This window comes from Mesorhizobium maamorense (genome assembly GCF_044998965.1).
Lineage (GTDB): Bacteria > Pseudomonadota > Alphaproteobacteria > Rhizobiales > Rhizobiaceae > Mesorhizobium.
On the sequence record NZ_CP173356.1, the window covers coordinates 4,924,253 to 4,950,667 of the forward strand.

The following is a 26,415-nucleotide window of genomic DNA, read 5'->3' on the forward strand; positions in this document are numbered from 1 at the left end:
TTTCAACAAAAGGCCGCGACGTCCCGAGATCCCGGATGTCGAATGACATCCTGACATTAGTCATCTCCGGGATGACATCCGCGCGTCGGCGTCCTATGTCTGCGGCGAAAGATGGAGAGATGCGATGGCGGTCGAAATCGAACAGTTCATGTGCCGCAGCGACAATTTCGGCGTGCTGGTGCATGACCCCAAAAGCGGTCAGACCGCGCTTATCGATGCGCCGGAAGAAGCGGCGATCCTGGCTGCGGTCAAGCGCACCGGCTGGACGCCGACGATGATCCTGACCACGCATCACCATGCCGACCATGTCGAGGCCAATCTGGCGCTGAAGCAGCGCTTCAAGCTGCGCATCGTGGGCCCCGAAGCCGAAAAGGCCAAGATTCCCGGCATTGACGACACTGTCGAGGACGGTTCGATCCTGCATCTCGGCGAGGAGCGCATCGAAGTGATCGCCACCCCCGGCCACACCGCCGGCCACGTCTCCTATCACCTGCCGGCATCGAAAGTGGCGTTCACCGCCGACACGCTGTTCGCGCTCGGCTGCGGGCGGCTGTTCGAATGCAAGCCGCCGGTGATGTATGGATCCCTGAAGAAGCTCGCGGCACTGCCTGCCGCGACCGTGATCTATTGCGGGCACGAATACACGCTCGCCAACGCCCGTTTCGCGCTGAGCGTCGACCGGACCAATTCGGCATTGAAGGAACGCGCGGCAAAAATTGAAGCGCTGCGCGCCGATAACAAGCCGACGCTGCCGACCACGATCGGCGAGGAATTGTCGACCAACCCTTTCCTGCGCTGGCACGATCCGGCAATCCGCAGGCATCTCGGCATGGAGAAGGCGTCGGATGTCGAGGTTTTTGCCGAGATCCGCAAGCGCAAGGATAATTTCTAGGCCAAGCGACACTGGTCGAAACCATGACGAGTTCCGCAGAAATCATCGTCATCCTTGGCATGAAGCCGCATCCGGAAGGCGGCTGGTACACGGAAACCTTTCGCGACGGTGGCGGCGGAGCTCGAGGCCACTCGACGGCGATCTATTTTCTGCTGGAGCAGGGCCAGGTTTCCGCCTGGCATCGCGTCAGGGATGCAGCCGAGGCCTGGCACTTCTACGCCGGCGCGCCGCTGGCGCTGTCGATATGGGAAGAAGGCGGCCCAAAGGCTAACCGGGTGATCGAGCAGGTGCTCGGCATCGAGCTTGCGGCCGGCGAGCGGCCGCAAATCGTCGTGCCGGCGGGCTGGTGGCAATCGGCGCGCAGCCTGGGCGAGTGGACCCTGGTCGGCTGCACCGTGGCGCCGGGCTTCGACTTTGCGGCGTTTGAACTGGCGGAGCCTGGTTGGCGGCCTAAACAGCTCTGACGCAGCCGGAAACCCTTAGCGCAGCAGGAAACCAAGCGTGATCACGAGCTGCGCGGCGTAGTAAAGCACCCAGACCGCCAAACGCATCCAGGCGCGATGTGGCGAAATGGTGGCCGCCAGGAAGCGTTCCGTGGCCAGCAGCGCGTCGGACGCCATGAACAGCACGGCACCGCCGATAACAGCGGCACTGCTCGTCGTCAGCGCCGAAATGCCCATGGCGAGGATGGCCGCGACATAGCCCGCGATCGGCGCTCGCAGGGCCGGGCCGACGCGGCGCCACAGCGCCGCCAGCATGAGAATAACGAATACCGCCATCGCAAGTGCGATTGCCGCGCGCCAAGGTTCGGCCCCCAGCACTCCCATCCCCCCGCCGCTGCGCAGGAACAGCACGACGTAGACGATATGCGCGGCGAGAAAGCTGCCCAGCCCGCCCAGAAACATCTTTTCGCCATCCCGCGACAGGAAGGCGTCGCCGATGGCGCTCAGCGCAAGAGCGGCGACCAGTAGCAGCGGCCCGCCCTGCATCGCCGCCAGCACGGCAAGCATGGCCACGGCGAGCGTTTTTGCCGCCGAACGGGCGAGCGTCGGCGCCATGCCTGATGTGAAGGCGTAGACAACCGCCGCCACCAGCGAAAAGATCAGCGTCGCATTGGCGTTGGCGTCGATGCCGCCTGGAAACGGCATCGTCACGCCCGGGCTCCGCCTTCGGATGCACCGGCTCCGCTTTCGGAAGCAGCGGGCTTGCGCAGGAACAGCGACTTTGCCGCAAGTGCGGCCCCCCCGGTGATGAGCACGCAGGCCGCGACAATGCGCAGCGACGGCTCGGCGACGCCGGCCGCGATCAACACCAGCGTCGACAGGAGCGGCGCGGCATAGCTTGCCGCGCCCAGCACCTGGATGTTGCCGCGCTTGACGCCGACATCCCAGGCATAGAAGGCTGCCCCCACTGGCATCAGGCCGAGCCCGAGCACGGCAAGCCATTGCCCGGCACTCGCGGGCAGCACCGTCTCTTCCAGCGCCAGATGGCAGGCAAGCGACAACAGCGCGGTCGCCGCGCAGAACCAAGTGACGATGCTGGTCGGCACCGAGGGGAAACGCCGCGACAGGAGCGAATAGGACGACCACAGCACGGCGCAGACGGCAGCCATGGCGTAGCCGAAGGCATAGCGCGCGTCGAAGGCGAGGCCGCCGCCCTTGGTGACGATGAGCACGGTGCCGGCTAGGCCGAGCAGCGCGCCCACGATATGGTTCCAGGCCAGCCGCTCGCCCGGCATCAGCGCCGAGCCGAGCACGATCAGCAGCGGCCACAGATAGGCGATCAGGCTCGCCTCCACCGCCGGCGCGTTGCGCAGCGCAGTGAAGTAGAAGAAGTGGTAGCCGAAAAGGCCGGCAATGCCGATCACCCAGACCTGGCGCGGTATCCTCTGGCTTTTATCCGCGGCCGGCATGAAGAGACGCGCGACAAGCCCGACCCCGGTGCCGATCGAGAAGGTGATCGCCGACAAGAGGAACGGCGGCACCTTGCCGGATGCGTCCGTAAGCAACGCGAGCAGCGCCCACATGGCGACGGCCGAAAAGCCGATCAGTGTCGCGCGCCCCATTCTGTCTCCAGTGGCGCGCGTGGCGCCTTATTGTATTGCTTCGAAACGCCTGGCGCTGATGGTCAAGGTGCCGATCTGCGTCCCGACCGTCGCGCGGATCGGCGCATATACCCCGGTTTGGCCAAGCGGCGCAAATGTCACCATGATGCGGCTTTTGTTCTTGAGGTAGTTGAGCGCCTTGCGGCCCTTGCGGTAGCCCGCCACCGGCTCGAAACCCATCCGGCAGGTGACCGTGTCGCCCTTGTAGCCGGGCACCGAGATCGACCCTTTTGAAGCGTAGCTCAGCGTCAGGTTGGCGCGCATCTCGCCGTCATAGAGCCTCACCGTGCGGCCGCAGACCTTGTCGAGGCTGCCGGCATGGATGACGGTCGCTGCCATCGGATCGAGCACCGATGCCAGGTCGCCGGCGCCGAGCGGCACCCAACTCTCGGGATCGCGCTTTTCCGGCGCGGGAACGACCGTCGTCGAGGTGACGTTGCCGTTGGCAAAACGGATATCGATCGCGGAGGCTTTCTTGCCGGAAGTGTAGTCGGCGCGGAACACCTGCGGTACCATCTTCTGCCCCGAAATCGTACCCCTGGACGAGATCGTGCCGCGCGTATCGTCGAACAGCTTGGCCAGACCGGCCGCGGAAACGCTGCCGTCGATCGAGTAGACGCCGTTCTCATAATGGCTTGAAAAGCTTGATTTCGCGATAGAAAGGCCCAGAAACGACACTGTGTATTCGCCCCTGAAGGACTGCGGCGAGGCGGCCGTCGCAGGCGACGGCGAGGCAACGGCCAGCGCGGCGGCAAGGGCATGGGGCAAGCGAAGCATGGCGCGATCGGGTCCTTGATTCAGCCGGAGGCGGACAACTCCGGTCTGGCATGTCCCTATGGAACCGCTTATACGACGAATTCCGGCCTTAGTATGAAATGCCGCTGGGCCAGGCTGGAGCTTGACGCATGGGCGAAATGCAACTATGGAACGCCAACTTTTTCCATAAGGCCGCTTGACCAGAACCGCGCGCCACCCGGCGTGGGCACGAAGGTTTGGCAGGTCCCCGAGAGAACTGAAGGTTAGAACCATGTCCCGCACCTGCGAACTCACTGCCAAGGCAGTCCAGACCGGCAACAATGTGAGCCACGCCAACAACAAGACCAAGCGTCGCTTCCTGCCGAACCTCGTCAATGTGACGCTGATTTCGGAAGCGCTGAACCAGAATGTGCGCCTGCGCATTTCCGCCAACGCGCTGCGTTCGGTCGAGCATCGCGGCGGTCTCGACGCCTTCCTGGCCAAGGCTGACGTCAAGGAGCTGTCGCAGCGCGCGCGCCTCTTGAAGAAGCAGATCGCCAAGAAGCTCGCCGAGCAGGCTGCCGCGTAAACTGTCTTTCAGGCGGGGGACGACCGCCCTGGCCAACCTCTTGTTGGCCTTGAGCATCGGATCGCCGTCCGCAAGGCGGTTTCGGCAATCCGATGCTCGAACAAAGCGAGCGCGATCCGGTTTCGGCATGACGCTCCGCTGGTTCCATTACCCAGGATAAAAAAATGACTTCCTTCTCGCGATACCTGCCCTTCGTGGCCGCCATGGCGCTTGTCGTCGTGGCATCGAATATCCTCGTGCAGTTCCCGATGCAGGGTCGGATCGGCGGCTTGTCGCTGGCCGACCTGCTCACCTGGGGCGCCTTCACCTACCCGTTCTCCTTTCTGGTGACCGACCTTGCCAATCGCCGCTACGGGCCTGCCGTGGCGCGCCGGATCGTCTTTGTCGGCTTCATGACGGCGGTGGTCTGCTCGATCCTCGTGCCGCCCTTCCTGTTCCGCCATGGTTTCATCGAATTCGAGACCGCCGCCGACCGGCTGGTGCGCATCGCGGCGGCGTCCGGCGCGGCTTTCCTCACCGCGCAATTGCTCGACGTGACCGTGTTCAACCGTCTGCGCCGACAGAGCTGGTGGCGGGCGCCGATCGTCGGCACGTTAGTCGGCTCGGTGTTCGACACCGTCGTGTTCTTCAGCGTCGCTTTCTCCGCGGCTTTCGCCTTCGCTGGCCCAAGCGACAGTTTTGCGCTGGAAACGGCGCCGCTGATGGGCGTGCTGCCGGTCGAGGCCATGCGTTGGGTCTCCTGGGCGCTTGGCGACCTCAGCGTGAAGCTGATCATCGCCGTCGTGGCACTGATCCCCTATCGGCTGCTCGCCGCCCGCTGGAGCCAGCCGGCTGTTGCTGCGGTCTAGGCCGTGATTCCCTGGATCCAGCTGGACTCCGCGAAAACCCCGGATGGCGCGCAGGAGCTTCGGCTCAAGCGGCGCGGTTCCGAATTCTCGATCATGCTGGGCACCAACGAGTTGATGAACAGCCGCCTCAGCGGCTCGGAAGAAGCGTTGGCCAGGCTCTCCTGTCAGAGGATCGCCGGCCGCAGACAGCCGAGAATGCTGATCGGCGGCCTTGGCATGGGTTTTACGCTGCGCGCCGCTCTCGCCGAGTTGGGCGAGAATGCCGAAATCACTGTCGCGGAGTTGGTGCCGGCGGTCGTCGCGTGGGCACGAGGGCCGATGGCCGAGCTGTTTGGTGGCTGCCTCGACGATCCGCGCGTCATCGTTCGGGAGGCCGATGTCGGGCAGTTGATAAGACCCCGGCCCGCGGCCTGGGGCGCCATCCTGCTAGATGTCGACAACGGCCCGGACGGCATCGTTCACAAATCCAACGACGCGCTTTACAGCCTGCAAGGCCTGGCGGCAGCGCGCATCGCACTGAAGCCCGGCGGCGTGCTTGCGGTGTGGTCGCAAGGGCCGGACAGCGGCTTCACCCGGCGGCTGGAGCAGGCAGGTTTCGCGGTCGAGGAGGTGAGCACGCGCGCCAACGGCAAGCGCGGCGCGCGCCATGTCATCTGGATCGCCACCAACGGCTCGCGACCCTGAGCGGACGCCGTCATTTGATGAATAGTCGACCCCCACTCCGTCGAGTTGCGCTCGACGGAGTGGGGGAAGGCGTCCGACCAAATCGAAGCCGGCGTTGAATACCTTCAACTTCAGCTTCGCAGTTGGAGCGCCAAATCAGTCCTGGTGCAAAATGAATTCCAGGTAGAGATTGCGCTGCAGGATCGAGTGGTTGTCGTCGGAGATCAGCGACACCATCAGCGCGCCGTCTTCGCGCGTCCAGACGTCGAGCCCTTCCATATTGTCGATCTGGTAGCCCATATCGGCTTCCAGCAGCACCGGACCGTCGGCGACCGCGCCCTTCTCCACGGTCTCGCCATCAATGCGCCGCAGCCGCATCTTGAGACCTCCTGCCATCGTGAAACTGCGCTCTAGCAGCAGAAGGTCGCCATCCGGCAGGAAAGCCCCATCGGTGATGTCGAAATCGCCGTTGCGCTTGACGGTGAAGACGCCCTTGTGCGGACCTTCGATGATGGCGGCATAGATGTTGCCGGCCTTGTCCAAGCTCTTTTCCGACACCACGACCAGGCCGCCTTGGTGGCGGCCATTGGCATTGGCGTGGGTGACGGTCTCGAAGCCTCGGTTCCGGCGCAGCTCCCATGCCGGAACCAGGAAATCCATCTGCCTGAACGGCGCCTTCATATCGTCGGGGCCAATTTTGAACTGGGCGACGCGATGGTTGCGCTCGAAACCCACGGTGGCAATGCCGTCCTTGACGGAAAGCCCCTCGGCATCGACTTCCGATTTCTCGTCGATCGGCTGGCCCGATGCATCGACCATCTGTTCCATGCGGAAGTCCCCGATGCCTGACGGGCGCTTGTCCGCATCATGGGTCACGGTGCCGAAGAACCAGAATCCGGTATCGGCGACGCCGACGAAGTCGCGACCGCCTTTCAGGAAACGGAAGGCCGACAGCGCGCCGAAATCGCGCGACGGCGACGTCATCTCCAGCCCGCCGACGAATTCGAGCGGACCGAATTGCTTGTCGGCACGGCCTATACGGAATTCGGTGATCGGGCGGGCCGAGACCTCGACCGGTTCAACCGAGGTCGCGCCGGCCGAACTGGATGGCACCGGGGCTGCACCGGCAAACAGGGCGATGGCGGCGAAAAGTGCTTGTCGAAATCCGCCGTGCGAAAAGATCATCCGGCGCGCCGCATGCCGCCGCGCCGCGTATCGCGTGCGCTTTCCTCGGCGAACAGCGAAGCCAATTGCTCGGTCATGGCGCCGGCCAGTTCCTCGGCATCGACGATGGTGACGGCGCGCCGGTAGTAGCGCGTGACGTCATGGCCGATGCCGATGGCAAGCAGCTCGACCGGCGAACGCGTCTCGATCAGTTCGATGACAGCGCGCAGATGGCGCTCGAGATAATTGCCTGGATTGACCGACAGCGTCGAATCGTCGACCGGCGCGCCGTCCGAGATCATCATCAGGATCTTGCGCTGCTCCGGCCGGGCGATCAGCCGGTTATGCGCCCACAGCAGCGCCTCGCCGTCGATGTTTTCCTTGAGCAGGCCCTCGCGCATCATCAGTCCGAGATTGCGCCGTGCCCGCCGCCAGGGATGGTCGGCCGACTTGTAGATGATGTGGCGCAGGTCGTTCAGCCGGCCCGGATTCGGCGGCTTGCCGTCCTTCAGCCACTTCTCGCGGGCCTGCCCGCCTTTCCAGGCGCGCGTGGTGAAGCCCAAAATCTCGACCGAAACGCCGCAGCGTTCCAGCGTGCGCGCCAGAATGTCGGCGCAGGTGGCGGCCACGGTGATCGGCCGGCCGCGCATGGACCCCGAATTGTCGAGCACCAGCGTCACCACCGTGTCGCGGAATTTGGTGTCGCGCTCCTGCTTGAAGGACAGCGGCTGCATCGGATCGATGACGACGCGCACCAACCGTGCCGGGTCGAGATAGCCCTCTTCCAGGTCGAAATCCCACGACCGGTTCTGCTGCGCCATCAGGCGGCGCTGCAAACGGTTGGCCAGCCGGCCGACGACGCCGGACAGGTTGGCGAGTTGCTTGTCGAGGAAAGCGCGCAGCCGGTCGAGTTCTTCTTCCTCGCAAAGCTCCTCCGCCCCCACCGTCTCGTCGAAAGCTGACGTGAAGACCTTGTAATCGATCTCCTTCGGCAGGTTGGTGAAAGGGTTGTCATTGCGGCGCGCCTCGCCGGGCGTCTCGGCATCGGCATTGTCATCGTCGGACAAATCGTCGGCAGTGGCGTCGGAGGCTTCGGTCTCGGCCGACTGCTCGTCGTCAGCGGAAGCCTCGGCATCCTCGGACTGCGACTGTTCGGAGCCGGAATCGTCCTCGCCGCCTTCCTCGCTCTGTTCCTCGCCTTGCGGCTGGTTATCGTCATTGTCCTCTGAGTCTTCGGTCTCCTGATCGTCGCCGAGTTCCTCGGCCATTTCCATGGAGGCAAGCATTTCACGCACGACGCGGGCGAAGGCCTGCTGGTCGTCGAGCTTGGACGACAGCCCGTCGAGGTCGGCGCTGGCCTTTTCCTCGACCCAAGGGCGCCAGAGCTCGACCAGCCGCTCGCCGCTCTTGGGGATCGGCCGGCCGGTCAGCTTCTCGCGCACCATCAGCGCCAGCGCCTCCTCGATCGGGGCGTCGGCCTTGTCCTTGACGTCGACGAGATTGGCCTTGGCGTATTTGTCCTCCAGCATCGAGCCTATATTGTCGGCGACCCCTTGCATGGCGCGGCTGCCGATCGCCTCGACGCGCGCCTGCTCGACCGCGTCGTAGATGGCGCGGGCCGCCTTGCCTTCCGGCGCCAGTCTGCTGTGGATGCGCACGTCATGGCAGGCGCGCTTGAGCGCCATGGAATCGCCGAGGCCGCGGGTGATGGCTATGTCGGTCTTGGACGCCTTCTTGGGCAATTCCGGCAGCCGGGCGCGGCTGCCTGCGAGCGCCGGGCGGTCCTTGGCGAAGCCGACTTCCAGCTCCTTGTCGCCGGCGATGGCGCGCATGCAGACGGTGACGGCGCGCTTGAAGCTGTCGGCTTCAGAGCCCGTCTTCGACTTGTTGCGCGTATTGTCGCCCGGACCCGCCATCGAGGCTCTGCTTAGCCCAGCACCACATTGGCGGCGCTCTCCGGCAGATCCTCGCCGAAGGCGCGCTGGTAGAACTCGGCCACCACCGAGCGCTCCAGTTCGTCGCATTTGTTGAGGAAGGTCAGCCGGAACGCCATGCCGATATTGCCGAAGATCTCGGCATTCTCCGCCCAGGTGATGACGGTACGCGGGCTCATCACGGTCGACAGATCGCCATTGATGAAGGCCGAGCGCGTCATGTCTGCGACGCGCACCATCTTGTTGACGATGTCCTTGCCCTTGCCGTCGCGATAGTGCTTGGCCTTGGCCAGCACGATATTCACCTCATTGTCGTGCGGCAGGTAGTTCAGCGTGGTGACGATCGACCAGCGGTCCATCTGCGCCTGGTTGATCTGCTGGGTGCCGTGATAGAGGCCGGTGGTGTCGCCCAACCCGACCGTGTTGGCGGTCGAGAACAGCCGGAACGCCGGATGCGGACGGATGACGCGGCTCTGGTCGAGCAGCGTCAGCCGACCAGACGATTCCAGCACGCGCTGGATGACGAACATCACGTCCGGACGGCCGGCGTCGTATTCGTCGAAGCACAGCGCCACATTGTGCTGGTAGGCCCAGGGCAGAATGCCGTCGCGGAATTCGGTGATCTGCAAGCCGTCCTTGACCACGATCGCGTCCTTGCCGACGAGGTCGATGCGGCTGACATGGCTGTCGAGATTGACGCGCACGCAAGGCCAGTTGAGGCGGGCCGCGACCTGCTCGATGTGGGTCGATTTGCCGGTGCCGTGATAGCCCGAGACCATGACGCGCCGGTTGTAGGCGAAGCCGGCGAGGATCGCCATCGTCGTCGCCTTGTCGAAAAGATAGTCGGGATCGATGTCGGGCACATGTTCGCTGGTGACCGAATAAGCCGGCACCACCATCTTGGAGTCGAAGCCGAATTTGTCCTTCACCGACACCGTGGTGTCGGGCAGGTTGGCGATGTCGCGATCGACCTTGTTCATCTCTATCCACGTCTCCACGGGCGAAACGACTGATTTCGCCGGCAATCGATTTTCTCCGGGGGCGGTCTTAGAGCCTTTTCCACCCTTATGAAAGTTGGAAAACGACACGAACCGTTGGGTCGCTCAGCACAAACCCGCCTGCTTGAGCACGCGATAGGCCTGGAGCACATCGCGGAACCGGTCTTCCGAACCTCTGTCGCCGCCATTCGCATCCGGATGGTGACGCTTCACCAGTTCCTTATAGCGCGCCTTGATCTCCTTGCCAGTCGCCTTTGTATCAAGGCCAAGCGTTTCCAGCGCCTTGGCCTCAAGCGGCTTGGCCTTGCGCTCGCGCACCTCCCGGGGATCCTTCGGCCCCTTGAACAGGTCGAACGGGTCGCGCATCCGGTTGTAGTAGCCGGCCCGGCCGGAGCGCATCTGCGCCATATCGGGAGACGAGCGCGTCGAGGCGCCGTTGACGCCCATCTTCCAGGTCGGCCGATGGCCGGTCATCGCCTCCTTCTGGAAACGGGCGACCTCGGTGTCCGGAACGCCGGAAAAATAGTTGAAACCCTTGTTGTACTCGCGCACATGGTCGAAGCAGAAGCGGAAATACTCGCCCTCCTTCATGCGCCCGACCGGAGCGCGATGGGTGCCCGCCTCCTTGCAGCCATCCCACTGGCAGATCGGCGCGTGCGACTTCAGCTCCGCGTCCTTCTCCTGGCGGATGCGGATCTTCTCGAAATATTTGGGATACGGCTTCATCTAACCCATTTATGGGGCGTTCGCAGATGCGAAACAAGAATTGACATTTTCGCGATGATCGCCCTAACCGCTGAATCGCGGCATAAAGCAGGCGGAGGACCGATTTTGTTGAAGCGCGGCATGCAACGAAGTCGGTTCGGCTTCCGCGATCCCGCTGGCGATATGTGGTGAAGGGAGACGGCAATGTCCATACAGGCAACCATGGAAGACAAGTTGAGCAAGGCATTTTCGCCGGAGCGGCTGGTCGTCATCAACGAAAGCCATCTGCACGCCGGCCATCATCATGTGGAATCCGGCCACCAGGCTACGTTCGACGGCACCGGCGAGACGCATTTCCGCGTCCGCATTGTTTCGCAGGATTTTGCCGGCATGAGCCGCATCGAGCGCCACCGCGCGGTCAACGCGCTTTTGGCCGACGAATTGAAGGCTGGCCTGCACGCGCTGGCGATCGAACCGGCGGCTCCCGGCGAAAAGACGCGCTGGTAGGCCGGTCCTCCTCGCTCCTCGCGGTGACGTTCAGAGCTCCGTTTCGATGCCGCAATCACCCAACCGCCGATTTCAGGAATGCCAGTGCCGCCCCGGTCAAGGCGTCGCCATCCTCGCCGAAATCGCGGTTGATCGACATGTGCGTATAGGCGCTGCCGTCGAACAGCGTCACCTTGGTGCCGGTGGCGCGCAAGCGCTCGGCGAACGCCTTGGAGTCCCCGTCCCGGCCCGAAGCGCCTGAGTAGGCGATGAAGGTCGGCGGGTGCTTGCGGCCATCTACATAACTGGCCGGCGACAACGCCGCCCATTGCGCGGGATCGGGGAAGGCCCGCGCATAGGCCCCCGCCATGCCGCCATTCCTGGAAAGCGCGGTGAGGTCATAGGCCCTGGTGTCGTCGAGAAGCAGCGCGGCGACACCCGGTAGACCGCCGCGCATGCCGGTCAGCGCAACGAGGTGGCAACCGGCCGAATGGCCCATGGCCACGATCCGCCTGGCATCGCCGCCATGCCGGGCAATGTTGGCGCGGACATAGGCATAGGCCTTTTCGACATCGTCGGCCTGGGTGGCGACCTCCGCTTCGGGCAGCATGCGATAGTCGATGGAGACCAGGCAAAACCCGTTGGCGAGCAGGAAGGCCGGCTTCGCGTTGACCTGCGAGCGCTTGCCGGAGCGCCAGGCGCCGCCATGGACGAAGAAGACGACCGGCAATCCGCGTGCGCCATCCGGCGCATAGATATCGAGCTTGGCCGGCCCGTAATCGAAGGTTGTCGGCACGGGTTGGCGCTGGCCCCATGCGACCGATGTGCCCAATGGCAACATCGCCGCCGCGGACACCAGAATAAGGCTTCGTCGATCGATCATCGCAATCTCCCGATCGTTGGGCCCGATATGTAGACGAGGAATGCCCGCACGCACCACGAGCATCCCGTTAGACTTGGGAGTGCTCAACGATCTGATTCAACACCGTACCAGCCGCATCAATGCACTCGCTTTGCCGTTCGGTTCACGAAATCGATATTTGCCCTTGACGGTCTCCTCTGGCCATCACCACCTGAGATATCAGACGAGCATTGTAACTGTGTGCTGTCCAAGTTCGATGCAGATACACGCTCTCTCTCCAATGTGGAGGGAACCACAATGCATCCCGGTAGTTGAATGAGATGAGCCGGGCGGCAGCCAGAATGGCTCTGAGGGCAACCATCATGGGTGAGAACCAGTCCGACGTCTTCGATCTGTTTTCGGAGATTTATGCAAACGCGGGCCAGGAGGAAATAAGCCTCCAGCAGTATCTCCTTGCCTGCCGGGAAGACAAGTCAATGTATGCCTCGGCGCCGGAACGGATGGTCGAGGCAATCGGCGAGCCGAACTTGGTCGACACCAGCAAGGACGAGCGGCTCGGCCGCATTTTCTCCAACCGCACGGTCAAGGTGTATCCCACCTTCTCCGATTTCTACGGAATGGAGGATACGATCGAACGCATCGCCGGCTATTTCCGCTATGCGTCGCAGGGGCTCGAGGAGCGTAAGCAGATCCTCTATCTCCTCGGCCCTGTCGGCGGCGGCAAGTCCTCCCTGGCCGAACGGCTGAAGAAACTGATGGAGGAACGCCCGATCTACACGCTCAAGGCCGGCAATCAGATCAGTCCGATTTTCGAGTCGCCGCTCGGCCTGTTCCATCCCGATCGCATGGGCGATCTGCTGGAGGACAAATACGGCATAGCCCGGCGTCGCCTCAACGGCATTATCTCGCCCTGGGCGGCCAAGCGGCTTGATGAATTGTCTGGCGACATTTCCAAATTCAGCGTGGTGAAATTGATGCCCTCGCGGCTGCGCCAGATCGCTATAGCCAAGACGGAGCCTGGCGACGAGAACAATCAGGATGTCTCGGCTCTGGTTGGCAAGGTCGACATCAGGCAATTGGAGGATTTCAGCCAGTCCGATCCGGACGCTTATTCCTACAGCGGCGGGCTGAACCGGACCACGCAAGGCCTGCTCGAATTCGTCGAGATGTTTAAGGCGCCCATCAAGGTCCTGCATCCGCTGCTGACGGCGACCCAGGAAGGCAGCTATAACGGCACCGAGAATTTCGGCGCCTTCCCCTATCAGGGCATCATCGTTGCCCATTCCAACGAATCGGAGTGGCAACAGTTCAAGAACAACAAGAATAATGAGGCCTTTCTCGACCGCATCCTCGTGGTCAAGGTGCCGTATTGCCTGCGGATCACCGAAGAAAGGCATATCTACGAGAAACTGTTGCGCGAGAGCGAGCTGGCCGGCAGCCCCTGCGCACCTGAAGTGCTGGATATTCTCAGCCGGTTCACGGTCTCGACCCGTCTTGCCGAGCACGACAATTCGCCGCTCTACACCAAGATGCGCGCCTATGACGGCGAAAACCTCAAGGAGGTCGACCCCCGGGCCAAGTCGGTTCAGGAATATCGCGACGCCGCCGGCGTCGACGAGGGCATGACCGGCGTAAGCACGCGCTTCGCCTTCAAGATCCTGTCGCAGACATTCAACTACGACACCAACGAGGTCGCGGCGGATCCCGTGCACCTGATGTACATCCTGGAAGAGGCGATCAAGCGCGAGCAGTTCCCAAAGGAGACGGAAGCGAGCTATCTCGAGTTCATCAAGTCGGAACTGGCAACGCGCTATGCCGAGTTCATCGGCCACGAGATCCAGAAGGCCTATCTGGAATCGTACAGCGAGTATGGCCAGAACCTATTCGACCGCTACATCGCCTATGCCGATGCCTGGATCGAAGATCAGGACTACAAGGATCCCGATACGGGCCAGATCCTCAACCGCGAGATATTGGACAAGGAGTTGTCGCAGGTCGAAAAACCGGCCGGCATCGCCAACCCCAAGGATTTCCGCAACGAAGTGGTCAAGTTCACGCTGCGTGCCCGGGCACGCAACCACGGCCGCAACCCGTCATGGACAAGCTACGAAAAGCTGCGCGAGGTCATCGAGAAGCGCATGTTCGGCCAGGTCGAAGATCTTCTGCCGGTGATCAGTTTCGGCTCCAAGCAGGACAGCGTCACGGAAAAGCGGCACAATGAATTCGTGCAGCGCATGGTGCAACGCGGCTACACCGAGCGGCAGGTACGGCGGCTGGTCGACTGGTACATGCGCGTGAACAAGGCGGGCTGAGAAAAGCCCGGATGGTTCCATGCCGATCTTCATCGACCGCCGCCTCAATCCGAAGGACAAGAACCTGGGCAATCGCCAGCGCTTTCTCAGGCGCGCGCGGGAAGAACTCAAGCGGAGCATTCGTGACCAGATAAGGACGGGCCGGATCGCCGATGTGGACAGCGGGCATGCCGTGCCGATGCCCCACAGAGGCACCAGCGAACCGACCTTCAGCGATGCCAGGGACAGCGGCCGGCGCCAGCACATCCTGCCAGGAAACAGAACGTTTATTCCCGGAGATCTGGTGCCCAAACCCGGGCAGGGCGGCGCAGGTTCCTCGTCGCCGGGAAACACGGCATCCGAGGACGACTTTCGCTTCGTGCTTTCGCGCGAGGAAGTTCTCGACCTCTTTTTCGAGGATCTCGAACTGCCGGATCTGGTCAAGCTCAATCTCAAGCAGATACTCGCATTCAAGCCAAGGCGGGCAGGTTTTGCGGCAACAGGATCACCGACCAACATCAATGTCGGGCGCACGATGCGAAACAGCCACGCCCGCCGTATCGCGCTTGGGCGCCCAAAGCAGCCGGAGCTGGATGCGATCCTCCGGCAGCTCGCCAAACTGGAATCGAAGCCGCCAAACGCCGCGACCCGCGAACGCATCTTGACTTTGCGGGAGGAACTCGAGCGGCTGGAGCGCCGCCGAAAGCGTATTGCCTTTGTCGATCCCGTCGACATCCGCTTCAATCGCTTCGACCCGCAGCCGGTGCCGAATGCCAGCGCCGTCATGTTCTGCCTGATGGACGTCTCCGGGTCGATGGGCGAGCGCGAGAAGGATTTGGCCAAGCGCTTCTTCGTTCTGCTGCACCTGTTCCTGACCCGACGCTATGAGCGCACGGAGATCGTCTTCATCCGCCACACGCACGAGGCCCAGGAGGTGGACGAAGAGACATTCTTCTACTGCACGCAAAGCGGAGGCACGGTCGTTTCCACCGCGCTGGAGGAAATGCAACGCATCATAGAACAACGCTATCCGGCCACGGAGTGGAACATCTATGCCGCCCAGGCTTCGGACGGTGACAATTTCGCCACTGACTCGCAGCGCTGCATAGAACTGCTCCATGGCAAGCTCATGCGCCTGTGCCAGTATTTCGCCTATGTGGAGATCATCGACGAACGCGAAAGTCATATTTTCGGCTCGACCGAAAATGGCACCTCGCTCTGGCGCGCCTATAGCGCCGTCGAGCAAAAATGGCCGAACTTCCAGATGAGGCGCATCGCCGCTCCGGCCGATATCTACCCGGTATTTCGCCAGCTTTTCGCCAGGCAGCCGGCTATGGCCAAGAGCGCGTAAGGGGTGCCGGATGGCTGGCCAGGCCAACAAATCGGGGTTGCTTTTCTCCGGATCCGACTGGGATTTCAAAAAGCTGTCGCGGGTCTATGAGGAGATCGAGGCGATTGCGGTCGACCAGCTTCATCTCGACACCTATCCGGTGCAGATGGAGGTCATCTCTTCCGAGCAGATGCTCGACGCCTACTCGTCGGTCGGCATGCCGCTGATGTACCGGCATTGGTCGTTCGGCAAGCATTTCCTCTACAACGAGCTTCTCTATCGCAAAGGCGGTCGCGGGCTGGCCTATGAATTGGTCATCAATTCCAATCCCTGCATCGTCTACCTGATGGAGGAAAACACCATGGCGCTGCAGGCCTTGGTGACTGCCCATGCAGCACTTGGACACAATCACTTCTTCAAGAACAATTACCTTTTCCGCCAATGGACGGATGCCGGAGGGATCCTGAGCTATCTGGACTTTGCCAAGGGCTACATCGCCCGGTGCGAGGAGCGGCACGGCCTGGCTGCCGTGGAAGCCATTCTCGATTCCGCACACGCGCTGATGGAGCAAGGCGTGTTCCGGTATCACCGGCCGCCGAAACTGTCGTCGGAGCAGCAGCGCGAGGGACTTCGCGAGCGCCTCGAATACGAGGAGCGTTCCTACAATGACTTATGGCGCACCCTGCCGCCCGCGCAGGACGCCGACAACTCCGAAGCCGGCGATGAAGGCGTGTCGGAGCGGAAGAAATCGCTCAATCTGCCCGAGGAAAACCTGCTCTATTTCCTTGAGAAGAACAGCCTTGTCCTCGAACCCTGGCAGCGCGAGATCCTCAGGATCGTCCGCGTCATTGCGCAGTATTTTTACCCGCAGCGGCAAACCCAGGTGATGAACGAAGGCTGCGCCACTTTCGTGCACTACACGCTCATGAACATGCTGTTCGACCGTGGCCGGATCACCGAAGGCGCGATGCTCGAAATCCTGCGCAACCACTCGAACGTGATCTTCCAGCCATCCTTCGACGACCAGCGGTTTTCCGGCATCAACCCCTACGCGCTCGGGCTTGACATGATGCAGGACATTCAGCGCATCTCGACCGAGCCGACAGCCGAAGATCGCGACTGGTTCCCGGACATAGCCGGCCGTGGCGACTGGCTTGAGACGCTGCTCGACGCCTGGGCCAACCACCGCGACGAATCCTTCATTCGCCAGTATCTCAGCCCGACCTTGATACGAAAATGGCGGCTCTTCGTCCTGGCCGATGGAGCCGACCAACCGCACTACGAAGTCGCATCGATCCACAACGAGCGGGGCTACAACAACATACGCGCCGCGCTGGCCCACAGCTATGATGTGGGCGCGAGCCGGCCCGACATCCAGGTTGTGGACGTGGACCTGCTCGGCGACCGGCATTTGCGGCTACAGCACAAGGTGAAGAATGGGGTCGTGCTGGAGAATGACAGCCGCGACGCGACCCTTCGCCACATCCGGCATCTCTGGGGCTATGAAGTCAGCCTGGCGGCCGTCGACGCCGACACCGACGCAATGGTCGGCGAACGCTCGACCAAGGACTGTTGAGCATCAGGGATGACGCGGTTGTGCGTGTCTGCGACACGATGGACCGTTCAGCTGTCGCCTGCCGGCCTGATCCTGAGCCTGGCGACGCGGTTCTTGTCGCGTTTCATGACGATGAAACGCTTGCCGTGGAAGGTGAAGGCCTGCTTCTCCTCGGGGATCGACTGCGTCTCATGGATGACCAGGCCGGCGATGGTGGTTGCCTCCTCGTCCGGCAGGTCCCAGTCGAGCGCCCGGTTCAGGTCGCGGATCGGCACGGTTCCGTCGACGACGACGGAACCGTCCGCCTCCTGCTTGACGCCCTGTATGTCGACATCGTGCTCGTCGGCGATCTCGCCGACAATCTCCTCGATGATGTCCTCCAGCGTCACCAGCCCCTCGACCTCGCCATACTCGTCGACGACGACGGCGAAATGCGCCTTGCGGCGCAGGAAGGCGTTGAGCTGTTCCTGCAATGTCGTCGTATCGGGCACGAACCAGGGCTTTGACGCGATCTTCATCACATCGATCCTGGAGAAGTCGTTGCCGACATCGTTGAGGGCGCGCAGCAGGTCCTTGGCGTGCAGCACGCCGACAATGTTGTCGAGCGACCCCTTCCACAAAGGCATGCGGGTGTGCGGGCTCTGGAGGATCTCGCGCACCACGGCTTCCGGCGCATTGTCGGCATTGACCGAGCGCATGTTGGTGCGGTGGACCATGACGTCGGAAACTTCGAGCTCTTCGAGGTCGAACAACCCGCCGACGCGGTCGCGCTCCTCGCGCACCACCTGGCCGTCACGGCGGAAATCGTCGACGGCGCCGCGCAGCTCGTCCCCGCTCGAACGCTGCGGCTCGATGCGCGACAGTTCATAGCCGAAAGCGGCAAGCAGGCGCGTGCGCATGGCGACGGCCAACACGATGAGGACGGCAAGGGCAGCGACGACGATCCAGCCGGCCCCGTTCATTTCGGACGGCTCTCTTGCCTGTCAAGACGGCTCTTTTGCTTGTCCGGACGGCTGCCTTGCCGGCCCGGATGGCCTTCCGTCGCGCTCGGGTGGTTCTCCCTGAGGAACGAGAGCACTTCCGAGGCCGGCACGTCCTTCGCGATGAAGGCCTCTCCGATGCCGCGCGTCAGGATGAAGGTCAGCGCGCCGCGCGACACTTTCTTGTCCTGGGTGATGAAGCCAAGCAGCGCATCGGCGTCGGGCAGTTCGCCCGGAATGTCGGCCATCCGCCACGGCAGTCCCACCGTGTTGAGATGCGCCTCGACGCGCGCCGCGGCGTCAGGACTGGCCAGGTTGAGCCGCGACGAGAAGCGATGCGCCAGCGCCATGCCGATGGCGACCCCCTCGCCATGCACGAGGCGGGCGCCGTCATATCGGGTGGCGGCCTCCAGCGCATGGCCGAAAGTGTGGCCGAGATTGAGCAGCGCGCGGTCGCCGGTCTCGAACTCGTCGCGGGCAACGACATCGGCCTTGGCGCGGCAGGCCTCGGCGATGGCCTCTACCCTCTCCGGTCCGCCGGCGAACACGCTGGCCCAGTTTTTCTCCAGCCAGGCAAAGAATTCGGGCCGGTCGATCAGCCCGTATTTGGCGAGTTCGGCGTAGCCGGCGCGAAATTCGCGGATCGGCAGCGTATCGAGCACTCCGGTATCGGCCAGCACCAGCTTCGGCTGGTGGAAGACGCCGACCAGGTTCTTGCCGCGCGCGCTGTTGATGCCGGTCTTGCCGCCGACCGAGGAATCGACCTGCGCCAGGAGCGAGGTCGGGATCTGCACGAAGTTCATGCCGCGGCGCACGATGCCGGCGGCAAAGCCGGCCAGGTCGCCGATGACGCCGCCGCCGAGGGCGATGACGACATCGCCGCGTTCCAGCTTCGCGGCCAGGACGCCGTCCACCACCGCTTCGAGATGCGCGAAACTCTTGGTTTTCTCGCCGGGCGGCAGCGTGATCACGGCGGGCTCGATGCCGCTCTCGAGCAAGCCGGCCTTCAGCGTATCGAGATGCGCCGCCGCGACGTTTTCGTCGGTCACGACTGCGACGCGTCGGCCCGGCAGGCGGCGCGACATCTCGGCGCCGGCGTGCGACAAAAGCCCCGGCCCGATCAGGATGTCGTAAGCCCGCTCGCCAAGTCCGACCTCGACGGCAACGGCAGCAGCGGCGCTCATGGTTCGACCTCGCCCGCGGGAGTGGTCTGGGCTATATCGAAATGCCGGCACAGCGCCTCCACCACCTCGGCCGCGATGACTTCCTTGCGCTCGTCGCGGGTCGGCACGGTGACGTCCGATGTCGCATAGACCGGATAGCGTTCACTCATCAGCCGCTCGAGCACGCCACGCGGATCGGGGCTCTTCAGCAGCGGCCGGTTCTGTTTCTTGGAGACCCGGTCCATCAAAAGGTCGAGTTCGGCCTTCAGCCATACCGACACGCCATGTGCCGCTATCGCCTCGCGCGTCTGTGCGTTCATGAAGGCGCCGCCGCCGGTCGACAGCACCTGCGGGCCGTTTTCCAGCACGCGCAGGATGACGCGCTGCTCCAGCGCCCGGAACTCCGTTTCGCCATAGCGTTCGAACAGTTCCGGAACGGTCATGCGCGAGACGTTTTCGATCTCCTGGTCGCTGTCGATGAAAGGCAGCGCCAGCACGGTGGCGACCTTGCGGCCGATCGCGGTCTTGCCGGCGCCCATCAGGCCGACAAAGACGATGGAGCGGCCGCCGAGCCTGCCCAGCAGCGCGGCATGGCTCCCGCCCGGAGGATTTGCTGGTAGCGCGTTCATCAGCCTCGAAGCCCTCTTTGCCGGCGTATCGACATGAAAAGCCCGGTTGCGTCAAGCGCACTGAGGCAGGCTGGCCTCCCGCGAGCGAGGAACCGGCTGCATTGGAAGTTGCCGGCGCGCTTCAGCTTCTTGCTTGAATTGGCCGGATTGGCGTCCCATAAGGGCACAGGGTTTGGAAACGCAGAACAAGAAGACGGGCGAAGATTGATGCCGACACTGTTTCGCCTTGTCGTGATAACAGCGATTCTGGCGGGCATCGCCTATGGTACGATGTTCGCGTTGGTGATGTTCGTCGAGCCGAAAAAGGCGGAAATGAGCGTGCGCATCCCTGCGGAAAAGCTGAACCCAAAGAAAAACTGAGCCCGAAGAAAAACTTCAGGAAATGAACAGCGCTGCCCGCATCGAAGCCTTTCTGGAGATGATGAGCGCCGAGCGGGGTGCCGCCGAAAACACGCTTTCCTCCTATCGCCGCGACCTCGATGACGCTTCGCAGGAAATCCCCGGCGGTCTTGCCGGCGCCGGCGCCGAAGACATCCGCGCCTATCTCGACGACATCGCCGCACGCGGCTTCGCCCCGACATCGCAGGCACGCAAATTGTCGGCGATCCGCCAGTTCTTCAAATTCCTCTACGCCGAGGGCCTGCGCGGCGACGACCCGACCGGCACGCTGGACAGCCCGAAAAAAGGCCGCCCGCTGCCGAAGACCATGAGCGAGGCCGACACCGGCCGGCTGATCGACCGCGCCGCGCAGGAGGCCGGCGATGCCGGGCTCGGCGACAGCGACAGGCTGGCGGCGCTGCGCCTGCACGCGCTGGTCGAAGTGCTTTATGCGACGGGCCTGCGTGTTTCGGAACTGGTCGGCTTGCCGGTGACGGTGGCGCAACGCGACGACCGTTTCTTCATGGTGCGCGGCAAGGGCGACAAGGAGCGCATGGTGCCGCTGTCGGCCAAGGCGCGCGCGGCGATGCGAGCCTGGCTCGCCGCCCGGGCCAAGGTGCCCGCTTTCGCTGACAGCCCGTTCCTGTTTCCTGCCGCGTCGGACAGCGGCTACCTCTCGCGCCAGGTCTTCGCTCGCGACCTCAAGGGGCTGGCGGCCCGGGCCGGCATCGCCTCGGCCAAGGTCTCGCCACATGTGCTTCGCCATGCTTTCGCCAGCCATCTCTTGCAGAACGGGGCTGATCTCAGGGCCGTCCAGCAACTGCTTGGCCATGCCGACATATCGACGACACAGATCTATACCCATGTGCTGGAGGAGCGATTGGTGCGGCTGGTCAACGATCATCACCCGCTTGCCGACTAGACCTCATATCGCTATGTGAGGGCGACGTTCCATCGCCCGGAGCCCCGGATTTCAGGGTCCCGCCAGTCTTTGCTTCCGACGTATCGGTCCGCCCAAGCATGTACAACTACCTCGATTTCGAAAAGCCGGTGCAGGATCTGGAACTCAAGATCCTGGAACTGAAGAAGCTTGCCGAGAACGGCGAGGCGGTCGATGTCGCCGACGAGATCAGCAGGCTCGAGAAGCGGTCGCGCGATGCCCTGCGCGATCTCTACAAGGCATTGACCCCATGGCAGAAGGTGCAGGTGGCGCGCCATTCCGACAGGCCGCACTGCGTCGACTACATCAAGGGCCTGTTCAGCGATTTCACGCCGCTCGCCGGCGACCGCAATTTCGGCGAGGACCAGGCGATCGTCGGCGGCTTTGCCCGGTTCCGCGGCGAACCGGTAGCGATCCTCGGCCAGGAGAAGGGCTCCGACACGGCGAGCCGGCTGAAGCACAATTTCGGCTCGGTGCGCCCCGAAGGCTATCGCAAGGCCGTGCGGCTGATGGAGCTTGCCGACCGCTTCAAGATCCCGCTGCTGACATTGGTCGACACGGCCGGCGCCTATCCCGGCGTCGGCGCCGAGGAGCGCGGCCAGGCCGAAGCCATTGCCCGTTCGACCTCGGCCTGCCTTGCGCTCAAGGTGCCATCGATTTCGGTTGTCATCGGTGAAGGCGGTTCGGGCGGCGCCATTGCCATCGCCACCGCCAACCGCGTCTACATGCTGGAACATGCCATCTATTCGGTGATCTCGCCCGAGGGCGCGGCCTCCATCCTGTGGCGCGACACGACGCGCTCCAAGGACGCGGCGACCAACATGAAGATCACCGCCCAAGACCTTCTGGAACTGAAGATCATCGACGCCATCATTCCCGAACCGATCGGCGGCGCCCAGCGCGCACCCGAAACGGTGATTGCCGCGACGGGCGATCTCATCGCCAAGACGATGAAGGATTTTGCCGGCGCCAACATGGATTTTCGCGAGCAGCGCCGCGAGAAGTATCTGGCAATGGGCCGCAGCCTCTGACCACGATTTGGCGGCTCAACCGGGCCGCCGCAAGCCGCCTCCACGGCAACGCTCCACGGCAATGTGGCGGCGATGAGCAATTTCGCCACAAAAATGCCGCCGGATTCGGTTCAATGGAATTGCCGTGAGGGGTGGCCGAGGCTTGCGGTAAGGAATTTTCAAGGTTAACGGGCTTACGGTCCGTCTGTGTTCAGCATGCGGGCTCGGCCGTTTCGAAGCCATTGGCCCGAAAGAGAAGACGTAGCCTTATCCATGTTTGCCAAGCTTGCCCGCACCGGAATTCTCATCACCGCGATAGCCGTCGCCGGCTGCAATGATTCGTCGATGAAGGATTTTGCCCCGGAGGCCAACAAGCCCCTGCCCGACAAGATCCTGGCCGACATGAGGGCCAAGGGCATGGTGCGCACCTCCTCAGTGATGGCGCGCATCTTCAAGGAAGAGGGCAAGCTCGAAATCTGGAAGGCCAAGACCAACGGCCGCTACGACATGGTCGCCAGCTACGATATCTGCAAATGGTCGGGCAAGCTCGGGCCGAAATACACCGAGGGCGACCGCCAGGCGCCGGAAGGTTTTTATACCGTGCGTCCGGCGCAGATGAACCCGCGCTCGAACTACCATCTGTCCTTCAACATCGGCTATCCCAACGCCTATGACCGCGCCAACGGCCGCACCGGCTCCAACCTGATGGTGCACGGCGCCTGCTCGTCTTCGGGCTGCTATTCGATGACCGATGCCCAGATCGAGCAGATCTATGCGTTCGGCCGCGATGCCTTCCAGGGCGGCCAGACCGAGTTCCAGATCCAGGCCTTCCCGTTCCGCATGACCGCCGCCAACATGGCGCGCTACCGCAACGACCCGAATTACGAATTCTGGAAGATGCTGAAGGTCGGCTACGACAATTTCGAGATCACCAAGGTACCGCCGAAAGTCGACGTTTGCGAGAAGCGCTACGTCTTCAACCAGGTGGCTCCCGAAGGCACCACATTCAATCCGACCGGCCCCTGCCCTGCGTCCACGCAGCCGGATTCGCTGAAAAGCGCCTACAGTGCTTATCAGAGCACGTATGAGGCTGCGTTCAACGGCGCCCTCAAGGCAAGCACGCCGGCGCCCAAGCCCACCATCGCCGGCATCAAGGAAGCCAGCATCGTCTCCGACTGGTCCAAGCGCCGTGCGCGCGGCGAGCGCGTGCCGATCGACCCGCCATCGCTCAACTCGGACGGCTCGGTCACCGAGACGGCGCGCATGGGCCGCATCGATTCGCCCGCCGGCCGCAAGATGGCCGCGCTCGATGCCGAAAAGGCCGCGAAGCAAAAAGCCGAGGAGCAGCGGCTGGCCGCGATAGAAGCTGCCAAGCAGGCCAAGGCGCAAGCGCTGGCCGAAAAGGAAGCGGCCAAGACCGCCAAGGAAGCCCCTGTCGCCACCGCGACGATCGAAGCGCCGGCCGAGCCCGCACCGCCGGCCGAAACGCAGGCCGCAAGTGCCGACGAGAGCCGCGTGACGAGGCTGAAGAACAAGCTGCTCGGCATGTTCGGCGGCTGACATTTTTCGCCGTGACCGACGTCACCGTCTACGATCTGAAGGGGCTGAACTGCCCTTTGCCGGTGCTGAAGGCGAAGAAGCGGCTGGCCGGGATGCGGCCCGGCAGCCGGCTCTGGCTGGAAACGACCGATCCGCTCGCGGTTATCGACATTCCGGCGTTCTGCGCCGACTCTGGTCATCATCTCGTAGAGACATCCGCCATATCAGGCGGTCACCGCTTCCTGGTCGAGCGCGGCGAATAGCTGTCGTAAAGGTCAGCGTCCCGCGATCGCCAGGGGATTGTTCTCCAGCGCCGCGCGGTCGGGCGTGTCGATCGAGGGCCGGTTGGTGAAGGCGGCAAACAGTCGCCTTACATAGTCTTCGGGCATGTCGAGCGTGATCAGCACCAGCCGGGTGCCGCGCTGGCCGTCCGGCCAGGACGGCAATCGAGCTGGCGGATGCAGGATTTTCTGCACGCCATGCACCACCAGCGGCCGCGACGGATCTTCCTCGAGTTCGATGACGCCCTTCATGCGCAACAGGCGCTCGCCATGCGTGGAGCGCAAAAGATCGAGGAACATCTCGATGGCCGAGAACGGCACCGGGCCGTCATGCACCAGGGAGTGGGTGCGGATTCGCTGATCGTGCCGGTGCCCGTGGTCGTGGCCGTGCCCCTGGTCATGCCCGTGGTCATGCCCGTCATGATCATGATGATCATGGTCATGCGTCGCCTCCTCGCCGAGCCAGCGCCGCACATCGGCGGATTTGGTCGCCGGGTTGTAGAGGCCGCAGTCGAACAGCGCCGCGACGCTCCTTTTCGCATCGTCGACAGCCAGCAGTTCGGCGCCCGGATTGATCTGCCGCAGCCGCGTCCGCAGCGCTTCCGGTCCATCCGGACCAGCGACCAGGTCGGTTTTGGAGAGCACGATGCGGTCGGCGACGGCGACCTGCTTGACCGCCTCGACATGGGCATCGAGCGTGGCATCGCCGTTGGCCGCGTCGACCAAGGTGATGACGCCGTCGAGCCGGAAAGCCTGGACCAGGGCCGGATGCGCCATGATCGATTGCAGCACCGGCGCCGGATCGGCAAGGCCGGTGGTCTCGACGATGACGCGGGCAAGGCGGGCGATGCGGCCGGTCTGCAGCCGGTCGACCAGATCGGCCAGCGTGTCGACCAGTTCGCCGCGCACCGTGCAGCATAGGCAGCCGTCCGAAAGCTGGATGATGCCGTCGGACGCCTGTTCGACCAGCAGATGATCGATCGCCACTTCGCCATATTCGTTGATGATCACGGCCGTGTCGGCCAGCGCCGGGTCCTTCAGGAGCCGGTTGAGCAGCGTCGTCTTGCCGGCACCGAGAAAACCGGTCAGCACGGAAACAGGGATGGGAAAACCGCTCATTGCCTAGTTCGCAACCTTGACCGGCTGGTCGCCCTGCGCAGCCGAGCCCGCCACCGTCGGGCCGGCGCCGGGCGCCGGTCTGTCCGGACGCCAGGTCGGAATGGGCACGTCGGCATATTCCTCGCCGCCCTGGGCGAGCATGGCCATCGGCGTCGGGCCGGTCGCGCCGCCAAGCCCCACGGCAACCAGTGTCGGCACGTGGTCGAGCTTTTCCTGGTAGGGCGATTTCGGCACGTTCTTGGCGACGACGGGCGGTGCCTCGGACTGCTCAGCCGGCGCCTTCTTCTTGCAGATCTCGTCACGCATGTCGTTGGGCGAGATGGTGTCGCCGTAGGGCGCCAGCGTGGCAATGGTGGCCGAGCCGGCGGCAGGCGTATCGAAACCCTGGTCGAGCAGTTTGGCCGCGGCCTCGGCACGGGTGATCGCCGACTTCTCGCCGAGCACCACCGCCACCAGCGTGCGGCCGTTGCGGGTCGCCGAACCGATCATGTTGAAGCCGGAGGGGCAGACGAAGCCCGTCTTCATGCCGTCGGCCCCGGGATAGCGACCGATCAACAGGTTGTAGTTGGGGATCGCCTTCTTGCCGACCGCAAGCCCCTCGATCGAGAACCACGGCGCATATTGCGGAAACTCGCGGCGGATCGCCGTCACCAGCACGGCCAGGTCGCGCGCTGTGGTGTACTGGTCCGGCGAATAAAGCCCGTTCGGATTGACGAAATGCGTTCCGTTCATGCCGAGCCGGACCGCTTCGGCGTTCATGCGCTCGGCAAAGGCTGCCTGCGATCCCCCGACATTCTCGCCGACGGCCATGGCGATGTCGTTTGCCGACTTGACCAGCATCATCTTCAGCGCATTGTCGAGCCGCATCACCGAGCCTGGCTTGAAGCCCATCTTGCTCGGCGGCTCGGCGGCGGAATGTTTCGTTACCTTGATCGGCGAATCGAGCCGGACCTCGCCGGCCGCTATCGCCCGGAAGGTCACATAGGCCGTCATCAGCTTGCTCAGCGATGCCGGGTACCAGCGCTTGAACGCGTCCTGATGTTCGAGGATCTTGCCGCTGTTCAGGTCGAACAGCACGACCGGGTTGGCCAGCGCCGGCCCGGCCAGCGCCGAGAACGCCACGGCGCCCGCGCAGAATAGTTTGAGGAAATGCCTGTGCCGCATGATCGAATCCGAAATCGCCTCTTGCCGTAGTCGCCCCTGGCTCCGTAAGATTTACG

Annotated in this window: 27 protein-coding genes; 14 read left to right on the forward strand and 13 right to left on the reverse strand. The window is 63.4% G+C overall.

Features of this window, described 5'->3' with window-relative positions:
* Positions 1–124 precede the first annotated feature (124 nt).
* A complete protein-coding gene (gene gloB, locus ACIU1A_RS24615; RefSeq protein ID WP_140560165.1) occupies positions 125–892 on the forward strand; it encodes a hydroxyacylglutathione hydrolase in 768 nt (255 codons plus the stop codon).
* Positions 893–915: 23 nt separating this feature from the next.
* Positions 916–1,356 carry a cupin domain-containing protein gene (locus ACIU1A_RS24620; RefSeq protein WP_140500770.1) on the forward strand — a complete coding sequence of 147 codons (441 nt, stop codon included), beginning with the start codon at positions 916–918 and terminating at the stop codon, positions 1,354–1,356.
* A gap of 15 nt (positions 1,357–1,371) precedes the next feature.
* Here the strand turns inward: ACIU1A_RS24620 and ACIU1A_RS24625 are convergent, their stop codons facing one another.
* Genes ACIU1A_RS24625 through ACIU1A_RS24635 form a run of 3 tightly spaced genes read right to left on the reverse strand, consistent with a single transcriptional unit; the run spans position 1,372 to position 3,773 of the window.
* Entirely contained in the window at positions 1,372–2,046 is a 675-nt protein-coding gene (locus tag ACIU1A_RS24625; protein WP_404925488.1) for a lysoplasmalogenase family protein, read from the reverse strand.
* A complete protein-coding gene (locus ACIU1A_RS24630; protein ID WP_140633313.1) occupies positions 2,043–2,957 on the reverse strand; it encodes a DMT family transporter in 915 nt (304 codons plus the stop codon). The genes ACIU1A_RS24625 and ACIU1A_RS24630 overlap by 4 nt, the downstream gene beginning before the upstream one ends.
* A 27-nt stretch (positions 2,958–2,984) precedes the next feature.
* On the reverse strand, positions 2,985–3,773 hold the full coding sequence (locus tag ACIU1A_RS24635) for a DUF3108 domain-containing protein (protein ID WP_404925489.1): 789 nt from the start codon (positions 3,771–3,773) through the stop codon (positions 2,985–2,987).
* 250 nt (positions 3,774–4,023) lie between these two features.
* Here ACIU1A_RS24635 and rpmB point away from each other — a divergent pair, with 250 nt between their 5' ends.
* The 3 genes from rpmB to ACIU1A_RS24650 all read left to right on the forward strand — a co-directional run bounded on the left by rpmB (position 4,024) and on the right by ACIU1A_RS24650 (position 5,852).
* The gene (rpmB, locus tag ACIU1A_RS24640; protein WP_140500766.1) at positions 4,024–4,320 is read left to right on the forward strand and encodes a 50S ribosomal protein L28; all 297 of its coding nucleotides are present in this window, start codon (positions 4,024–4,026) and stop codon (positions 4,318–4,320) included.
* A 164-nt stretch (positions 4,321–4,484) separates the two neighbouring features.
* Complete coding sequence (locus tag ACIU1A_RS24645; RefSeq protein WP_140565855.1) at positions 4,485–5,168, forward strand: queuosine precursor transporter; 684 nt, start codon at positions 4,485–4,487, stop codon at positions 5,166–5,168.
* Between the two features lie 3 nt (positions 5,169–5,171).
* A complete protein-coding gene (locus tag ACIU1A_RS24650) occupies positions 5,172–5,852 on the forward strand; it encodes a spermidine synthase (RefSeq protein WP_404925490.1) in 681 nt (226 codons plus the stop codon).
* 135 nt (positions 5,853–5,987) lie between these two features.
* On the opposite strand, the gene ACIU1A_RS24655 is transcribed toward ACIU1A_RS24650, so the two are convergent.
* The 4 genes from ACIU1A_RS24655 to ACIU1A_RS24670 all read right to left on the reverse strand — a co-directional run bounded on the left by ACIU1A_RS24655 (position 5,988) and on the right by ACIU1A_RS24670 (position 10,653).
* Positions 5,988–7,016 carry an esterase-like activity of phytase family protein gene (locus ACIU1A_RS24655; RefSeq protein ID WP_404925491.1) on the reverse strand — a complete coding sequence of 343 codons (1,029 nt, stop codon included), beginning with the start codon at positions 7,014–7,016 and terminating at the stop codon, positions 5,988–5,990.
* Entirely contained in the window at positions 7,013–8,911 is a 1,899-nt protein-coding gene (cobT, locus tag ACIU1A_RS24660) for a cobaltochelatase subunit CobT (protein ID WP_404925492.1), read from the reverse strand. The genes ACIU1A_RS24655 and cobT overlap by 4 nt, the downstream gene beginning before the upstream one ends.
* 11 nt (positions 8,912–8,922) lie before the next feature.
* Positions 8,923–9,909: a cobaltochelatase subunit CobS gene (gene cobS, locus ACIU1A_RS24665; RefSeq protein ID WP_140500761.1), complete on the reverse strand. Its 987-nt coding sequence runs from the start codon at positions 9,907–9,909 to the stop codon at positions 8,923–8,925.
* A 123-nt stretch (positions 9,910–10,032) separates the two neighbouring features.
* The gene (locus ACIU1A_RS24670; RefSeq protein WP_140500760.1) at positions 10,033–10,653 is read right to left on the reverse strand and encodes a J domain-containing protein; all 621 of its coding nucleotides are present in this window, start codon (positions 10,651–10,653) and stop codon (positions 10,033–10,035) included.
* Between the two features lie 183 nt (positions 10,654–10,836).
* On the opposite strand from ACIU1A_RS24670, the gene ACIU1A_RS24675 reads away from it, so the two are divergent.
* Positions 10,837–11,139, forward strand: coding sequence for a BolA family transcriptional regulator (locus tag ACIU1A_RS24675; protein WP_140560160.1), 303 nt, complete (start codon positions 10,837–10,839; stop codon positions 11,137–11,139).
* Positions 11,140–11,194: 55 nt separating this feature from the next.
* On the opposite strand, the gene ACIU1A_RS24680 is transcribed toward ACIU1A_RS24675, so the two are convergent.
* Entirely contained in the window at positions 11,195–12,001 is an 807-nt protein-coding gene (locus tag ACIU1A_RS24680; protein WP_140525766.1) for an alpha/beta hydrolase, read from the reverse strand.
* Between the two features lie 341 nt (positions 12,002–12,342).
* On the opposite strand from ACIU1A_RS24680, the gene ACIU1A_RS24685 reads away from it, so the two are divergent.
* From ACIU1A_RS24685 to ACIU1A_RS24695, 3 genes are read left to right on the forward strand one after another with little or no spacing between them, the layout of a single operon-like run.
* Positions 12,343–14,292 carry a PrkA family serine protein kinase gene (locus ACIU1A_RS24685; protein ID WP_140500854.1) on the forward strand — a complete coding sequence of 650 codons (1,950 nt, stop codon included), beginning with the start codon at positions 12,343–12,345 and terminating at the stop codon, positions 14,290–14,292.
* Positions 14,293–14,311: 19 nt separating this feature from the next.
* Positions 14,312–15,622, forward strand: a complete 1,311-nt coding sequence (locus ACIU1A_RS24690) for a YeaH/YhbH family protein (protein ID WP_140525767.1) — start codon at positions 14,312–14,314, stop codon at positions 15,620–15,622.
* A gap of 10 nt (positions 15,623–15,632) precedes the next feature.
* The gene (locus ACIU1A_RS24695) at positions 15,633–17,177 is read left to right on the forward strand and encodes a SpoVR family protein (protein ID WP_140500756.1); all 1,545 of its coding nucleotides are present in this window, start codon (positions 15,633–15,635) and stop codon (positions 17,175–17,177) included.
* Between the two features lie 47 nt (positions 17,178–17,224).
* Here the strand turns inward: ACIU1A_RS24695 and ACIU1A_RS24700 are convergent, their stop codons facing one another.
* From ACIU1A_RS24700 to ACIU1A_RS24710, 3 genes are read right to left on the reverse strand one after another with little or no spacing between them, the layout of a single operon-like run.
* On the reverse strand, positions 17,225–18,118 hold the full coding sequence (locus tag ACIU1A_RS24700) for an HlyC/CorC family transporter (RefSeq protein WP_404925493.1): 894 nt from the start codon (positions 18,116–18,118) through the stop codon (positions 17,225–17,227).
* Positions 18,115–19,320: a 3-dehydroquinate synthase gene (gene aroB / locus ACIU1A_RS24705; RefSeq protein WP_404925494.1), complete on the reverse strand. Its 1,206-nt coding sequence runs from the start codon at positions 19,318–19,320 to the stop codon at positions 18,115–18,117. The genes ACIU1A_RS24700 and aroB overlap by 4 nt, the downstream gene beginning before the upstream one ends.
* Entirely contained in the window at positions 19,317–19,928 is a 612-nt protein-coding gene (locus ACIU1A_RS24710) for a shikimate kinase (RefSeq protein ID WP_404925495.1), read from the reverse strand. Before ACIU1A_RS24710 ends, aroB begins: the two co-directional genes overlap by 4 nt.
* A gap of 207 nt (positions 19,929–20,135) precedes the next feature.
* Here ACIU1A_RS24710 and ACIU1A_RS24715 point away from each other — a divergent pair, with 207 nt between their 5' ends.
* The 5 genes from ACIU1A_RS24715 (at position 20,136) to ACIU1A_RS24735 (ending at position 24,058) form a co-directional block, all read left to right on the forward strand.
* On the forward strand, positions 20,136–20,288 hold the full coding sequence (locus tag ACIU1A_RS24715) for a histidine kinase (RefSeq protein WP_140513945.1): 153 nt from the start codon (positions 20,136–20,138) through the stop codon (positions 20,286–20,288).
* Between the two features lie 22 nt (positions 20,289–20,310).
* On the forward strand, positions 20,311–21,228 hold the full coding sequence (locus ACIU1A_RS24720; RefSeq protein WP_140525770.1) for a site-specific tyrosine recombinase XerD: 918 nt from the start codon (positions 20,311–20,313) through the stop codon (positions 21,226–21,228).
* A 98-nt stretch (positions 21,229–21,326) separates the two neighbouring features.
* Entirely contained in the window at positions 21,327–22,277 is a 951-nt protein-coding gene (locus tag ACIU1A_RS24725) for an acetyl-CoA carboxylase carboxyltransferase subunit alpha (RefSeq protein WP_140525771.1), read from the forward strand.
* Positions 22,278–22,529: 252 nt separating this feature from the next.
* A complete protein-coding gene (locus ACIU1A_RS24730) occupies positions 22,530–23,816 on the forward strand; it encodes a L,D-transpeptidase family protein (protein ID WP_404925496.1) in 1,287 nt (428 codons plus the stop codon).
* 11 nt (positions 23,817–23,827) lie between these two features.
* Positions 23,828–24,058, forward strand: a complete 231-nt coding sequence (locus tag ACIU1A_RS24735) for a sulfurtransferase TusA family protein (protein ID WP_181168327.1) — start codon at positions 23,828–23,830, stop codon at positions 24,056–24,058.
* 12 nt (positions 24,059–24,070) lie between these two features.
* On the opposite strand, the gene ACIU1A_RS24740 is transcribed toward ACIU1A_RS24735, so the two are convergent.
* Complete coding sequence (locus tag ACIU1A_RS24740) at positions 24,071–25,195, reverse strand: CobW family GTP-binding protein (RefSeq protein WP_404925497.1); 1,125 nt, start codon at positions 25,193–25,195, stop codon at positions 24,071–24,073.
* A gap of 3 nt (positions 25,196–25,198) precedes the next feature.
* Positions 25,199–26,359, reverse strand: coding sequence for a D-alanyl-D-alanine carboxypeptidase family protein (locus ACIU1A_RS24745; RefSeq protein ID WP_404925498.1), 1,161 nt, complete (start codon positions 26,357–26,359; stop codon positions 25,199–25,201).
* Positions 26,360–26,415: the final 56 nt, after the last annotated feature.